Origin of the sequence: Microbulbifer mangrovi (genome assembly GCF_002009015.1) — a bacterium.
Taxonomy (GTDB): domain Bacteria; phylum Pseudomonadota; class Gammaproteobacteria; order Pseudomonadales; family Cellvibrionaceae; genus Microbulbifer; species Microbulbifer mangrovi.
Genome location: NZ_LZDE01000089.1, coordinates 1 through 826, shown reverse-complemented (window position 1 = coordinate 826; position 826 = coordinate 1). Strand labels below are relative to the sequence as shown.

The 826-nt window shown below is 59.3% G+C and carries 1 protein-coding gene; it reads right to left on the bottom strand.

Features of this window, described 5'->3' with window-relative positions; genetic code table 11:
- Positions 1-103 precede the first annotated feature (103 nt).
- Positions 104-826, bottom strand: a 723-nt coding sequence (locus B4U49_RS00400) for an AMP-binding enzyme (RefSeq protein ID WP_143735430.1), incomplete at its 5' end; no start/stop codon positions are given.

Sequence of the window (826 nt, the reverse complement as noted above, 5' to 3'; positions counted from 1 at the left end):
GGGTTCACAGGGGGGCGCCTAGCCCGATCCTGAAAACCCGTCCCCAGTGCTTTTCCGCTATCAAGCCCGGAACAGAGATCCCATTGACAGCGGAGTGCAGAGCTTACTTATTAGCCCGGTGGTCGACGAGCTCTTCGACAACAGAAGGATCGGCGAGCGTAGAAGTATCGCCGAGCGAATCCAGCTCGTTACAGGCAATCTTGCGCAGGATACGACGCATGATTTTTCCGGAGCGGGTCTTCGGCAGGCCCGGGGCCCACTGGATGATATCGAGTTTGGCGATGGGGCCAATCTCCTGTACACACAGGTCGATCAGCTCCTTGCGCAACTCCTCGGAGGGCTCGCGACCGTTTTTCAGGGTGACGTAGCAGTAAATACCCTGCCCCTTGATATCGTGCGGGTAACCCACCACAGCAGCCTCGGCGGTGTCCTCGTGCAACACAATTGCACTTTCGATCTCGGCGGTACCGAGGCGGTGGCCGGAGACATTGAGCACATCGTCGATACGCCCGGTAATCCAGTAGTACCCATCGGCATCGCGGCGCGCGCCGTCGCCGGTGAAGTAGTAACCCGGGAAGGTGGAGAAATAGGTGTCGATCATGCGCTGGTGGTCGCCAAACACACTGCGGATCATGCTCGGCCAGCTGGCCTTCATTACCAGTGCGCCCTCGCCTTCGCCGTCGATTTCCTGCCCCTTCTCGTCCAGCAGCGCCGGTTGTACTCCGAAGAATGGGAAGGTAGCGGAACCTGGCTTGAGATCGATGGCACCGGGTAGCGGGGTAATCAGGTGAGCACCGGTTTCCGTCTGCCACCAGGTATCCACAAT